Genomic DNA, 13,304 nt, shown 5'->3' with positions numbered 1-13,304 from the left:
CATTCAAGCGGCGGTCACCCCATCACCCTGCCCCGTGCAGGGCGCGATCATCTGGGGGCCGATAGACTGGCCGCATGAATTCCATCTCCGCCCCCGACCCGCGCCGCACCCAGTTGCGCCGCCTCAAAGCCATCGCGCTGCTGATGCTGCTGGCCATGCTGGCCGGCTTCGTCATCAGCCACCTCAACGGCGAGCGCGGCATATGGGCGTGGGTCTCGGCCTTCTGCGAAGCAGCGGCGGTCGGCGCGCTGGCCGATTGGTTCGCGGTGGTGGCGCTGTTCCGCCGGCCGCTGGGACTGCCGATTCCCCACACCGCGATCATTCCGCACAGCAAAGACCGCATTGCCGACAGCCTTGCCGTGTTCGTGCGCGACCAGTTTCTTGAACCGAAAGCATTGCTGGCACGGCTGCAGGTGTTCGATCCGGCCAGCCGACTCGGCAGCTGGCTGGCCGATCCGGCGCGCGCGCGGATGCTGGCCGACATGGCACGCGGCTGGGCGCTGCAGGCGCTGGATTTCCTGGATGAAGCCGCGGTCCGCCGCAGCATCCAGGGCTTCGTGATCCAGCAACTACGCCAATGGAATGCCGCCGCCACCGCCGGCGAACTGCTGGGCCTGCTCACCGCCGACAACCGCCACCAGCGCGTGCTGGACGAAGGCCTGACCCGGGTGAGCGAATGGTTGGACCGGCCGGCGGTGAAGGAGCGCGCTTCCGAGCTGATCGTGCGCTACATCCAGCGCGAATGGCCCAAACTGGCGAGCACGGTGAACTGGGTCAAGCCGATCGACGAGATTGGCGACAGCCTGGCCGAACGCCTGGCCCATGCGATTCTCGGCGAGCTGCAGCAGATTTTGGCTGAACCCGAGCACCCGCTGCGACGCGACTACGAAACGTGGCTGGCGGACTACATCGGTCGTCTGCGCGAGGATCCGGCCCTGGCCGCGCAGATCGAACAGATCAAGCAGCGTGTGATCGACCACCCGGCTGTGCAGGACTACGTGCAGGGCCTGTGGGCGCGCATCCACGCCGCCCTGCGCGCGGACCTGTCCAGCGAAGACTCCGCGCTGGCCGGTCACCTGCGGCGCAGTCTGAGCGGGGTCGGCGAGGCACTGCAGAACGACCCGTCACTGCGCGAAGCGCTGAACCAGCACCTGATGGACGGTGCCGAACGGCTCACCAGCCGACTGCGCGAGGGGGTCACCACGCACATCGCGCAGACCGTGAAAGGCTGGGACGAGCGCCATCTGGTCGAACAGCTGGAACTCAGCGTGGGCCGCGACCTGCAGTTCATCCGCTTCAACGGCACGCTGGTCGGCGGGCTGATCGGGCTGGCGCTGCATGCGTTGACAGTCTGGCTGCACTGGTGAGCCCGCTCACGACCAACGGTCGTGAGCTACCGGGGCCGTGAAATACCCGATCGGTAGGGCACGACCGTTGGTCGTGCCGCACGGGAACTGCGGTTGACACTTTGCCCGGGTGTTTTTGCGACAGGCTTCACGTATTCTGCCGCCCATTCAGAAGAGCACAGGCTCACAGGGGGCCCCATGAAACGGACGATCATGATGCTGGCGCTGTTCGCGCTGGCGGGCAGCGCTCACGCCCAGCGCGTGTACAAGTGCGCGGACAAAGGCCAGACCATCTACCAGACCGTGCCCTGCCCGCCCGAGCAGGACACCGGCGTCACCCGCCCGATCACCCGCGATCCCAACCTGACCTGGGCCGACAAGACCCGGGCCCAGCGCAATCTCTACGATGCACGTCGCCAGCAGCAGGTGGCCGCCGGCCGGGGACAAGAGCCGGTACGTGGCACCGTCATTGATGGTTCCGTCGATCCTGAAAAGTGCGAAGACCTGAAGACCCGATCCGAGATCGCCGAGATCTTCGGCCGCAAAACCCCGGACAACGTCCAGGCCGACATGGCGCAGGCCTGCGCGAAGCGCTGACGCTTCTGCCAATCGACAATCGATGACCACTTGCCCATTGTATCCAGATGGATACAATGCCTTCCAAGTCATCGATACAGGCGACTGATGCGTTTGGACGCTGGATGCGTCGGCTACGGGATACCCGAGCACGAGCACTCATCGCCGAGCGTATACAACGGTTGGTCAATGGCGGTCCCGCCGACGTCAAGTCAGTGGGTTGCAACGTCAGCGAACTGAGAATTCACGTTGGCCCCGGCTATCGCGTCTACTTCACCCGCCAAGGTCAGCAGTTGATCCTCCTGTTGTGCGCCGGTGACAAGGACAGTCAGGCGTCGGACATCCAGAAGGCCCGGCGGATGGCAACCGAACTGTCATGTGCGCGGCGATAGCGTTCCATAGCCATAGAGGTTCTTTCTCGTGACCAAGCACACCCTACGTCCCTTCGACCCCGCCGATTACCTCACCGACGATGACAGCATCGCCGTGTATCTGACTGAAGCCCTTGCTTCGCAGAATGCCACGCACTTCCAGGACGCCTTGCAGGTAGTCGCGCGTGCACGCGGCATGACCCAGATCGCTGAGAGCAGCGGCTTGGGCCGCGAGAGTCTGTACAAGGCACTCAAGCCGGGCGCGCATCCGCGCTTCGATACAGTACAGCGCGTCCTCACCGCACTGGGCGTGCGGCTGACCGTCGAACCACTCAGTCAGCCGCACACCGCATAACACCTACCCTGCCACCGCGCGGATCGCGACGACCAGCGCGTCCATCTGCGCGGGCGTGCTGAAAATGCCCGGCGTAGCCCGCAGGCAGGCTCCGGATGCCAGGCCGTCGCGGGGGACGACGAACACGCCGGACTGCTTGACCATGCGCTCGGCGGTGGCGGCGTTCGCCGCCATGCCGGTCTGACCGCGCAGGCGGAAGCCTGCGATGGCGCTGGCAAGGCGCTCGTCCGGCGAGGCCAGCAGCTGGAACCGCTCGTCGTCGCGCAGCGCATCCAGCCACCGGTTGCGCAGATGCAACAAGCGGGCACGCTTGTTGGCAACACCAATGCGCTGGTGCAGGTCCAACGCCACCGGCAACGCCAACACCGCAGCAAAATTGACCGTGCCGGTGTGCACCCGGGTACGCAGGTCGTCGCCGTCGGCTTCGCCCATGTACGGGTCCAGGTCACGCACCCTGCCCCGCTTTACGTATACAGCGCCCAAACCCACCGGCGCACCGATCCACTTGTGCAGGTTGATGCCGACAAAGTCCGCGCCGAGCTCACGCAGCGGAGTGTCGACCTGGCCGATGCCATGCGCGGCATCCAGCAGTACATCCACCCCGGCAGCCCGGGCCATCGCACTGATCTGCGCGACCGGCAGCAGCATGCCGTTACGGTGGTTGACCTGGGTCAGCAGCAGCAGCCGCGTGCGCGGATGTTGTGCCAGCGCCTGCCGATAAGTCTCCACGATGCCGTCGTGATCGAACGGTTCCGGCAGGATGATGCGCACCGGGTTCACCCCGCGCCGCCCCTGCAGCCACTTCATCGCATCGATCATGCTGTCGTAGTCGGTATCGGCGTAAAGCACGGTATCGCCCGGCTGCAGCCGGCGGTAGCCGCCGATCAGCACCTGCATGGCCTCGGTGGCACCGCGCGTCAGCACCAGTTCGTCCGCATCCACGGCCAGCACCTCGGCCAGCCGCAGGCGCGCCTGCTCGAACAGCGGCGGGAACGCCCGCCGCCCGAACCACGCATTGCCGGCGTTCACCGTGGCGGTGGCCTGCTGATAGGCCTGCAACACGGGGCGCGCCATCGCGCCCCAGTAGCCGTTGTCGAGCATGACGACCTCGTCGGTGAGGTCGTACAGCGCGCGCACCTGGCCCCACCAGCTCTCGTCCCCGGCCAACTGCACCGGGGTGCGTCCGTTCACCGCGGGCAGCGCCGCCAGATCAGCCGACATGGCATTGCCCGCCGGACCGGCCGCCAGCGGCAGGGCCAGAGCCCCCCGCAGCAGATGACGTCGTTGCCGGTCCATCAGTAACGGATCCGGTATTCGGCGTAGATGTTGCGGCCATCGGTGTCATACGGCGCGTTCCGCGAGTAGATCAGGCCGCGGCTGGCCTGGAACGTGGCTTCGTCGGGATAGCGGTCGAACAGGTTGTCCGCGCCGATGCGCAGGGTCTGCTGGTCGGTGACCTTGTAGCTCACTGCCAGGTCGAAGAAGCTCATCGCACCGAAGCGCTGGAAGATGTCGCCGGTGGCATTGCCGGAAGAGTCGGTCCATGCCCCGTAGTATCGCAGTTTGCCGAGCACACTCCAGCGTCCGATCTCATACTGGCTGCTCAGCGTGGCCTTGTGCTCGGGCAGGCGCTCTTCAAAGATGCGGCGCTGGCTGTCATTGGTGGCCACACCGGTGCGGCCGCTGTCGACGGTGGTCTGGTTGTAGTTGTAGCCCAGCGTCGTGTTCAAGCGCCCGGCACCCACGCCGGTGACATAGCTGCCGACCACGTCCACACCACGGGTGGTGGTGTCGAAGTCATTGGTGTAGAAGCTCACTGAGGTGAAGCGCAGCGGGTTCGGTGTACCGGCCGGCACGGCGTACGCGGCCGACTGGCTGAAACGGTCGGTGACCTTGATGTCATACACATCCACCGAGCCGGAGAAGCCGGCATCGGTCTTCCAGGTCAGGCCGAGCGAGGCGGTACGCGATTGTTCGGGCTTGAGCGGCTGCGCACCCAGTTGCACAGCGAGCGGATCGCTGGGAGAAAGTCGGCCGGTGGTGAATACCTGCAGCGTCACCGTATCCAGGCCCTGCTGGGTGCTCTGGGTATAGAGCTGCCCCGGGGTCGGTGCGCGGAAGCCGGTCGAGACCGAGCCACGGATCGCCACGTCCGGGGTGAACGCAAAGCGGGTGGACAGCTTGCCGTCGATGCTCTCGCCGAAGGCGGAGAAGTGCTCGTAGCGGGTCGCCGCACCCACCGTCCAGCGCGCGGTGATCGGTGCCTCCACGTCGATGTAGGCAGCACGGCTGCGCTGGCTCCAGCTGCCGGCGTTGGTGTCACTGAAACCGGGCGCGCCGTTGGCACCGCCGGCCAGACCGGTCGCCGCGCCCGGGCCAATCGCGTAGGACGCCGGGTCACCGGCCTTCACCGCGTAGGTTTCCTCGCGCGCCTCGGCACCGAAGGCGATGTTGATCGGACCTTCCAGCGCCGCCACCGGCAGCGAATAGACCACGTCGGCGTTGACGTTCTTCTCGGTCTGCGACAGACGCCCCAGATAGAACGAGGTCGGGCTGTCCGGGCCCAACGAGGCGTTGATCGCATTGTCCAGCGTGTAGTCGATCTGGTTGCGGCCGTACGACGCGCTCACGTCCCAGCGCCAGCGCTCGCCGATATAACCGCGCAGGCCGAGCACGGCCTGCAGGTCGTCCTGCTCGTTGCCGTACTGCGGGCTGAAGCCGGTGGGATACAGCGAACGCGCTTCCCAGCCCGGGAACACGCCGCTGGGGTTGTAGACCGAGGCGGTGCCGTCCGGGTTACGCCAGTTGAAGTCGCTCATGCCCTCGCTGTGACCGAACAGACCAAAGCCGTACAGGTCCAGATTCGGGTTCAGCGCCAGGTTGAGGTTAAAGCCAGCGTGGCGGTTCTCCAGGTCCGGCTGGCCCCAGCGCTGCACCGGGTCTGGTACGTCCAGTTCCGGATGCGCGTTCTGGAAGGCGATGGCATCGGCGCGCTGGCGGCTGCGCGAGGTGGCATCGGACTTGTCCCAATCGGCGAACAACGACAGGCTGCCGTCCTCGCCCAGGGCGAAACCGTGGCGTGCGCCGACCTTTCGGCCGCGGCCATCACCCTCGCTGTATTCGGACAGCCCCAGCGAGACCTCACCGCCGACGCGGTCATCAAGGATGATGTTGATCACGCCGGCAATGGCGTCGGAACCGTACTGTGCCGACGCACCATCGCGCAGCACTTCAATACGCTGGATGGCATGCACCGGAATCTGGGCCAGGTCCGGACCCTGTGCGCCGCGCGCGCCGAGCAATGCCGAGCGGTGGAAGCGGCGGCCGTTGACCAACACCAGCGTCTGGTCCGGTGAGAGGCCGCGCAGCGTGGCCGGACGCACGAACACCAGGCCGTCGTTCATCGGCATGCGCTGCACCACGAACGACGGCACCAGCTGGGCCAGCACGTCGTTGAGGTCGCTCGATTCAATGGCCTGGATCTCTTCCTGCGAGAACACGTCAACCGGCGCAAGGGTATCGAACTGGGTGCGGTTGCTGCCGCGCGTACCGGTGACGACCATCGTGTCCAGGGTGGCGGGGGCTGCGGCATTCCCTGCCGGAGCGGACTGGGCATGCCCTTCGGCGGCCACAGCAAAAGAAACAACGGACACAACGGCAACGGCCAACGCACAACGCTTCACTCGCAACTCCAGATCAACACAATGGGGAATGCGTGCAGACCCTCCGCTCTGCCGCGCGGGGCGCAGTCTGTTCAGGTGCGATGTCGTGAAGATGACGCTGCGCCACACATCCGATGACACATGCCCGCTGCGACTTGAAGAACGAAATGATAATGACTATCATTCGCCGCGATCTGCGATGTCGATTGCGACTTCTCAGGACAAGCTCCAGGGATACCGCTGCGCCAAACAGTGGCTGGGCCAAGGATGGCCTCCCTTGTTGCCTGCTGCGCCCCGCAGTGGGCCATTGCCGTTGGAACATCGACCTTGCAGGACCTCGTGGACAGCACGCCCGACGCACACTGGCTCGCCCCTGTGGGCCGCTTCTTCGCCCGCCCCTGGCTGGGCGTGCTCTCCCGCAGCCTGGCGGCGATCTTCGGCGGTTACGCGCTGGCCGCGACCTGTTCGATGTTCTTCGCCGTGGCGATGCCCGGCGTGCGCTCACAGGCGGTGCTGACCGGCATGCTGGTCGGCATCCTGCTGTGCGCCTGTGCCGCGCTGTGGGCATTTGCCACCCGCACCGCGCTGCGCGCCTGGATCGGCATCGCCCTGCCCACTGCGCTGTTCTGGCTGGGCACGCTGCTGCTGGAGGGCCGCGCATGAAAAACGGATTCCGCCAGTCAATGGCCTGGCTGCACACCTGGACCGGCCTGCTGGTGGGCTGGTTGCTGCTGCTCATCTTCATGGCCGGAACCGCCAGCTACTACCGCGACGAGATCAGCCGCTGGATGCGCCCGGAGCTGCCGCGCAGCACGGTCAGCAGCGATGTGGCCGCGCAGCGTGCGCTCACGTTTCTGCAGCACAAGGCCCCCCAGGCCGAATCGTGGAACGTGACCCTGCCCAGCGCGCGCAATCCCGCCATGCGCATGTTCTGGCGCAATCCCGAGTCGATGGTGAAGCCGCCGGTTGAGGGCCAGAAGCGCCGGCGTGGCGGCGGCCGCTTCGGTGATGCCACGGTTGACCCGAACACCGGCAACGAAGTGAGCGCGCGTGAGACCCGTGGCGGCGACTTCTTCTACCGCCTGCATTTCGACCTGCACTACATCCCGGTGCTGTGGGCGCGCTATCTGGTGGGCTTCTGCGCCATGTTCATGCTGGTTGCGATCATCACCGGGGTGATCACCCACAAGAAAATCTTCAAGGACTTCTTCACCTTCCGCCCGGACAAAGGCCTGCGGTCGTGGCTGGATTTCCACAACGTCAGCGCGGTGATGGCCCTGCCGTACCACGCCATGATCACCTACACCGGCATCGTCACCCTGATGTTCATGTACCTGCCGTGGGGCATGAACAAGGCCTACCCGAACGACGAAGCGGCGTTCTACAGCGAAGCCTTCGCGCGCATGGCCGACGTGGAAGGGCCCGGCGAAGGCAGCGCCACCCCGGTCCCGATCCAGCAGCTGCTCGACAGCGCGCGGCGTGAATGGAAAGGCGCGGATGTGGGCAGTTTCGTCGTCTCCCACCCTGGCGCGGCCAATGCGGTGGTCGACGTCTACCAGCGTGACGGCCGCCGGCTGTCGAGCGATGCGCCTTCGCTGCGCTTCAATGCCATCAGCGGCGAGCTGCTGCAGGCCAGCCCGCTACCGGGCGGTGCCACCCAGACCCGCGGCGTGATGTACGGCCTGCACCTGGCTCATTTTGCTGACTGGGGGCTGCGTGCGCTGTTCTTCCTGTCCGGCCTGGTCGGCTGCCTGATGGTGGCCAGCGGCGTGGTGCTGTGGGCGGTCAAGGAACGGCCCAAGCATGCCAAGTCCGGCAGGACCGGCTTCGGCCTGCGCCTGGTGGACGCGCTCAACATTGGCGCGGTAGCGGGTCTGCCGATCGCGTTTGCCGCCTATTTCTGGGGCAACCGCCTGCTGCCGCTGGGCCTGGCCGAACGCCCGGCCGCCGAGGCCAATGTGTTCTTCTACGCCTGGGGCGCGGCGCTGCTGGCGGCATTCCTGTGGCCCAAGCGGATGATGTGGGCGGCGCAGCTCTATCTGGGTGCAGCCTTGTTCGCACTTGTTCCAGTGGTGAATGCATTGACCACGAACGCGCATCTTGGGGTGACCCTGCTGGCCGGCGACTGGGTGCTGGCCGGGTTCGACCTGATGATGCTGGCGTTCGGCGCGATGCTGGCCTACTGCGGCCTGCGCATGCAGCGCTGGCAGCCGGCGCTGAGCGCGGCTGAGAAGAAGAAGCGGCAGGCCGCTGCAGCGGCGGCGGCGAAACCGCCGGTGCCGGCGGAGGCCAGCGCATGATGCTGCTCGCCGTGACCTTGAGTTTCGCTGCGTTTACCGCGCTGTCGCTGGCGATGGAGAAGCACCAGCTGGATTTGCATGGCAAGGCGGCGGCGACGGCCACTGTGCGCACGCGCTGGCGCGTGCTGGGTTGGGCGCTGCTGTGTGTGTCGTTCGCGCTGAGCGTGGTAGATCATGGCTGGGCCGCGGGCCCGGTGCTGTGGTTGGGCACGTTGACCATTGCCGGGCTGCCGATCGCGTTCGGGTTGTATCCGTGGCGGCAGCGCTGGTTGAAGCCGCTGGCGTGTGGATTGCCGGCGGTGGGGTTGGTGGCTGCGGTGATGTAACCGGCGGCACGACCAACGGTCGTGCCGCGCCACGACAACAACGACACGCCGTATGGATTAGCGCGTCGCCACGCGCCTGGGAAACGAATGACCCGTGTAGAGCACGGTAGGCCACGACCGTTGGTCGTGGCGCACGTAAATCACGCGCCGTAACGGCGCAGCTCCCACGCGCGGTGGATGCGCGGGTTGCGCTGGAAATCCTCATCGATGGTATCGGCGGTGATCTCCTTGCACTGCGCGAACTCCTTCACCGCGTCCTCGTCCAGTTTGAAGCGACGGAAGTTGTTGGAGAAGTACAGCACGCCTTCCGGAGTCAGGCGGTTGACCGCCGCCCGCAGCAGGCGCACATGTTCGCGCTGCACATCGAAGTCTTCGGCACGGGCCGAATTCGAGAACGTCGGCGGATCGCAGAAGATCACGTCGAACCGGTGACGCTCGGCTTCCAGCCAGGCCAGCGCATCGGCCTGCACCAGCGTGTGCTGGCTGCCGCCCTTGCCATTCAGGGCCAGGTTGTCGGCGCACCACTGCAGGTAAGTGCCGGAAAGATCCACGCTGGTGGTCGACGCGGCACCGGCCACGGCGGCCTGCACAGTGGCCACGCCGGTGTAGCAGAACAGATTGAGAAAACGCTGGCCTTCGGCCACCTTGCCCATGTGCCAGCGCAGCGGGCGATGGTCGAGGAACAAACCGGTGTCGAGGTAATCGAACAGGTTCACCCGCAGCAGCGCATCATTCTCGCGAACCATGATGAACTCGCCGCGCTGCTCGAACCGACCGTACTTGCTGCCGCCCTTGCCGCGTTCACGCGACTTCAATGCGACCTGCTCGGCCGGCACCTGGAACACCTCGCGCGCGGCCGACAGCAGCTCGTTGCGGCGACGACGCACATCCACATCGGGAATGGTGGCCGGTGCGGCGTATTCCTGCACATGCAGGAAGGTACGACCGGCGCCGCCGTCTTCCTGGTACACGTCGATGGCCGCGGCATATTCGGGCAGGTCGGCGTCGTAGACCCGGTAGCAGGTGACCTGGGCCTTGCTGCGCCAGGTCTTGTACTTGCGGATGTTCTTGCGCAGCCGGTTGGCCACCATCTGCGCGCCTTCGCTGAGCTCACGCGGCGCGCCGCTGTTCTCGCGCTGCGGTACCGCGATCGGGTCGCAGACGATCAGCGCGCACTCGATGGCTCCGTTGAACAGCTGGTACTTCTTGCTGGCCCGCAGGCCGGTAGCGAAGGCCAGGTCGGCACTGCCGCACAGCAGGCTGGCGCGCCACTGCGGCACGGCGCGCTTGAGCGCATCGCCAATGCGACGGTACAGCACGGCATCGGCCGCCAGCCGCTCGTCGTAGGGTGGATTGCAGACCACGCAGCCGGTCTCTTCCGGCGGCACCTGGACATCGGCGACGTCGCGCACGCCGAACCAGATGGCATCAGAAACACCGGCCACTTCGGCGTTTTCCTTCGCGGCGCGGATAGCCAGCGGATCGATGTCGCTGCCGTGGATCACCTGCTTGAGCGCGGCGCGCCCGACCTGCTCGCGTTCGCGGGCTTCGGCCAGCAGCGCCTTCCAGCTGTCACGGTCAAAGCCCAGCCAGCGGCTGGGCGGAATGCTGCCATGACGCTGCAGGCCCGGAGCGACGTCCGCGGCCATCAACGCGCCTTCAATCAGCAGCGTGCCGCTGCCACACATCGGGTCAAGCAGACCGCCACCCTGGGCGTGGATCTTCGGCCAGTTGGCGCGCAGCAGCACGGCGGCGGCCAGGTTTTCCTTCAACGGCGCGTCGTTCTGCGCCATGCGCCAGCCGCGGCGGTGCATGGGGCCGCCGCCGAGGTCGATGGAGATCGTGGCGCGGCCCTTGCGCAGCGACAGGTTCAGGCGCACGTCCGGGAACTCCACGTTCACCGAAGGGCGTTCCAGGCCCTGCGCGCGCAGGCTGTCGACCACGCCATCCTTGACCCGCTGGGCGGCAAAGCGCGCGTGGGTGATCTCGGTGCCGGAGACGTGTGCGTCCACGGCCAGGGTCAGTTCCGGAGCGATGTGCTGCTCCCAGGGCATGGCACTGACGCCCTGGTACAGGGAGGCTTCGTCGGGGCAGTCGAACTCGGCGATGGGCCAGAGCACGCGGCTGGCCAGCCGCGACCACAGCACCACCCGCTGCGCCTGCGCCAGCTCGCCCTCGGCGTTCACGCCGGAAATGGTGGCGGTGGCCTTGGGCAGGCCAAGCGCCAGCAGTTCGTCGGCGAGCAGATACTCCAGGCCTTTGGCGCAGGAAACAAAGAATTTCACAGGGGCGGATACACAGGTCAGCGGACCGCGCATTGTACGTGACCCGGCGGCAAGCGCCCGGCAACGCCCCCGGGTGGCGTCATAACCCCTTCAACAACGCCTCAAACGCCTGCGCGGACGCCTCCACGTGGCTTTCCAGACGGTGACCGTCCTGCACCAGCAGCAGCCGTGCCGAGCGTGCCTGCGCCCAGGCGATCACATCGGCGGCCGGAATCAGCTCGTCCTGCCAGGCATGCACCACGCTGATCGGCACCGGAGCCGCATCCAGGGCCGGCATCGGCCCCATCCGGGTCGGCGGCACCATCAGGAACAGGGCCTGGGTCGGCACCTGCAGCGAGGCAATGCCTGAAATGTAGGCTCCCAGGCTGGAACCTGCGAGCACCACCGGCCCACGCGCGGCTGCGGCAGCGGCCAGACCGATCAGCCGCTGCAGGCGGGCGCGCACGTCGCCGACACTGCTCACTTCGCGGCGGGCATCCAGGTCGGTGTAATCCGGGCGCTCATGGGTGAAGCCCAGGCGTTCGGCGACCTCGGCCAACGCCGTGACCTTGGTGGCGTCGGGGCCGCTTTCAAAGCCATGGGACAGGATGCAGTGGCCGCGGCTCATGCCGCTACCGCGCGGGAATCAAGGAAGGAATCGTTGGTTGCGCTCATGCGGTGAATGCTAGCATCGCTGCATGTCTGACCGTGCCCCGCCCCGCATCGACCCGCAGCCGCTGCCCTACGTGGACCGGCTGGCCGAACGGGCGCACGAAGACATCGACCTGGCAGTGATTCACTGCACCGAACTGCCCGACCTGGCGATGGCGCGTGAGTATGGGGAGCGCGTTCTGTATGACAGCGGCAGCGGCAACAGTGGGCATTTCTACATCGACCGCGACGGCAGCATCGTCCAGTACGTGCCACTGGAACGTACCGCGCACCATGTGAGTGGCTTCAACCCGCGCTCCATCGGGATCGAGCTGGTCAACACCGGCCGCTACCCGCACTGGCTGGACTCTCGTCACCAGGCCATGGACGAGCCTTACCCTGATTTGCAGATTGCCGCCTTGATCGACCTGCTGCAGCACCTGTGCGACACCCTGCCTGGCCTGCAGTTCATTGCCGGCCATGAGGCGCTGGATACGCGGCAGGTTGAAGCCAGCGATGATGCCGAGCGCCAGGTGCCGCGCAAACGTGACCCAGGCCCGTTGTTCCCGTGGCCACGGGTGATGGCGGCGGTGCGGTTGCAGACATTGGCGGCTTGACCCGCCATTGCAGGTTGCCGGGCAAGCCCGGCACTACGGGCCGGTGGCGACCGGCCGGGTGGAATCGCTGACCCAGCCGCTCCACGAACCGGGGTAGACACGCGCGCCGGCCAGACCGGCCACTTCCATCGCCAGCAGCAGATGGCAGGCCGTAACCCCCGAACCACACATCAGCACCACCTGCTGCGGGTCGTGCGTGCCGATCAGCGGCTGCAGCGCGGCGCGCAGATCGGCGGCCGGACGCAGCCGTCCTTCATGGACGTTCAACGCGAACGGGCGGTTGACCGCACCGGGCACGTGCCCGGCGACCGGATCCAGCGGTTCTGCTTCGCCACGGAAGCGCTCACCGGCGCGGGCATCCAGCAGCCAGCCGGGGGGATGCTTGAGGCGGGCGGAAATTTCTTCCACCGAGGCGATCTGGGCGCGGTCGAAGCGGCCGGGATACGGCTGCCCTTCGGGTAGCGTAGGTACTTCCGTGGTCAGCGGGTAGCCGGCGGCCTGCCAGGCCGCCAGGCCGCCATCCAGCACCGCGACCCGGGTGTGGCCGATCAGGCGCAGCATCCACCAGGCCCGCGCGGCGGCCATGCTGCCGTCACCGGCGTCATAGACCACCACCGGGGTGTCGGGGCGGATGCCCCAACGGCCGAGCTGGGCAGCAAACGCGTCGCTGTCGGGCAACGGGTGGCGTCCCTCGCCGACCTTGTCGAGGTCGGCCAGATCACGATTGAGGTCGGCGTGGACGGCGCCCTCGATGTGCCCTTGGGCGTATGCGGCCGCGCCGGACTGCGGGTCGGCGAGCGAGAAGCGGGCATCGAGCACGCGCGGCGCGCTGGCCG

At 66.8% G+C, this 13,304-nt stretch carries 13 protein-coding genes; 8 read left to right on the top strand and 5 right to left on the bottom strand.

What is annotated here, in order from left to right; genetic code table 11:
• Positions 1–74: 74 nt before the first annotated feature.
• The 4 genes from EGJ34_RS04970 to EGJ34_RS04955 all read left to right on the top strand — a co-directional run bounded on the left by EGJ34_RS04970 (position 75) and on the right by EGJ34_RS04955 (position 2,648).
• Positions 75–1,367 (top strand): DUF445 family protein, encoded by a 1,293-nt coding sequence (locus tag EGJ34_RS04970; protein ID WP_125359437.1) that lies wholly within the window; start codon positions 75–77, stop codon positions 1,365–1,367.
• Between the two features lie 177 nt (positions 1,368–1,544).
• Positions 1,545–1,943, top strand: coding sequence for a DUF4124 domain-containing protein (locus EGJ34_RS04965; RefSeq protein WP_125359436.1), 399 nt, complete (start codon positions 1,545–1,547; stop codon positions 1,941–1,943).
• Between the two features lie 47 nt (positions 1,944–1,990).
• Positions 1,991–2,314 (top strand): type II toxin-antitoxin system RelE/ParE family toxin, encoded by a 324-nt coding sequence (locus EGJ34_RS04960; RefSeq protein WP_312023016.1) that lies wholly within the window; start codon positions 1,991–1,993, stop codon positions 2,312–2,314.
• 28 nt (positions 2,315–2,342) lie between these two features.
• A complete protein-coding gene (locus tag EGJ34_RS04955) occupies positions 2,343–2,648 on the top strand; it encodes an addiction module antidote protein (RefSeq protein ID WP_125359434.1) in 306 nt (101 codons plus the stop codon).
• A gap of 3 nt (positions 2,649–2,651) precedes the next feature.
• Here the strand turns inward: EGJ34_RS04955 and EGJ34_RS04950 are convergent, their stop codons facing one another.
• Both EGJ34_RS04950 and EGJ34_RS04945 read right to left on the bottom strand, forming a co-directional pair.
• The gene (locus EGJ34_RS04950; RefSeq protein ID WP_125359433.1) at positions 2,652–3,944 is read right to left on the bottom strand and encodes an aminotransferase class V-fold PLP-dependent enzyme; all 1,293 of its coding nucleotides are present in this window, start codon (positions 3,942–3,944) and stop codon (positions 2,652–2,654) included.
• Entirely contained in the window at positions 3,944–6,280 is a 2,337-nt protein-coding gene (locus EGJ34_RS04945) for a TonB-dependent receptor (RefSeq protein ID WP_260476912.1), read from the bottom strand. Before EGJ34_RS04945 ends, EGJ34_RS04950 begins: the two co-directional genes overlap by 1 nt.
• Before the next feature lie 357 nt (positions 6,281–6,637).
• Here EGJ34_RS04945 and EGJ34_RS04940 point away from each other — a divergent pair, with 357 nt between their 5' ends.
• The 3 genes from EGJ34_RS04940 to EGJ34_RS04930 are packed head-to-tail and all read left to right on the top strand — an operon-like array spanning position 6,638 to position 8,936.
• The gene (locus tag EGJ34_RS04940) at positions 6,638–6,973 is read left to right on the top strand and encodes a DUF3649 domain-containing protein (RefSeq protein WP_260476911.1); all 336 of its coding nucleotides are present in this window, start codon (positions 6,638–6,640) and stop codon (positions 6,971–6,973) included.
• Complete coding sequence (locus EGJ34_RS04935) at positions 6,970–8,610, top strand: PepSY-associated TM helix domain-containing protein (RefSeq protein ID WP_125359430.1); 1,641 nt, start codon at positions 6,970–6,972, stop codon at positions 8,608–8,610. Before EGJ34_RS04940 ends, EGJ34_RS04935 begins: the two co-directional genes overlap by 4 nt.
• Positions 8,607–8,936: a DUF3325 domain-containing protein gene (locus EGJ34_RS04930; RefSeq protein ID WP_125359429.1), complete on the top strand. Its 330-nt coding sequence runs from the start codon at positions 8,607–8,609 to the stop codon at positions 8,934–8,936. Before EGJ34_RS04935 ends, EGJ34_RS04930 begins: the two co-directional genes overlap by 4 nt.
• 140 nt (positions 8,937–9,076) lie before the next feature.
• Here EGJ34_RS04930 and rlmKL read toward each other — a convergent pair whose 3' ends face one another.
• The gene (rlmKL, locus tag EGJ34_RS04925) at positions 9,077–11,221 is read right to left on the bottom strand and encodes a bifunctional 23S rRNA (guanine(2069)-N(7))-methyltransferase RlmK/23S rRNA (guanine(2445)-N(2))-methyltransferase RlmL (RefSeq protein ID WP_125359428.1); all 2,145 of its coding nucleotides are present in this window, start codon (positions 11,219–11,221) and stop codon (positions 9,077–9,079) included.
• A gap of 79 nt (positions 11,222–11,300) precedes the next feature.
• The gene (locus tag EGJ34_RS04920; RefSeq protein ID WP_125359427.1) at positions 11,301–11,828 is read right to left on the bottom strand and encodes a hypothetical protein; all 528 of its coding nucleotides are present in this window, start codon (positions 11,826–11,828) and stop codon (positions 11,301–11,303) included.
• A gap of 70 nt (positions 11,829–11,898) precedes the next feature.
• On the opposite strand from EGJ34_RS04920, the gene EGJ34_RS04915 reads away from it, so the two are divergent.
• Positions 11,899–12,468 (top strand): N-acetylmuramoyl-L-alanine amidase, encoded by a 570-nt coding sequence (locus tag EGJ34_RS04915; RefSeq protein WP_125359426.1) that lies wholly within the window; start codon positions 11,899–11,901, stop codon positions 12,466–12,468.
• A gap of 33 nt (positions 12,469–12,501) precedes the next feature.
• Here EGJ34_RS04915 and EGJ34_RS04910 read toward each other — a convergent pair.
• Positions 12,502–13,304 (bottom strand): sulfurtransferase (locus EGJ34_RS04910; protein WP_148100474.1); only part of this gene is annotated, 803 nt, incomplete at its 5' end.

It is taken from the genome of Stenotrophomonas sp. 278, from assembly GCF_003935715.1.
GTDB classification, from domain to species: Bacteria; Pseudomonadota; Gammaproteobacteria; order Xanthomonadales; family Xanthomonadaceae; genus Stenotrophomonas; species Stenotrophomonas maltophilia_AH.
The sequence above is the reverse complement of the archived record's forward strand: the minus strand, read 5'-3'. Positions and strand labels throughout refer to the sequence as shown.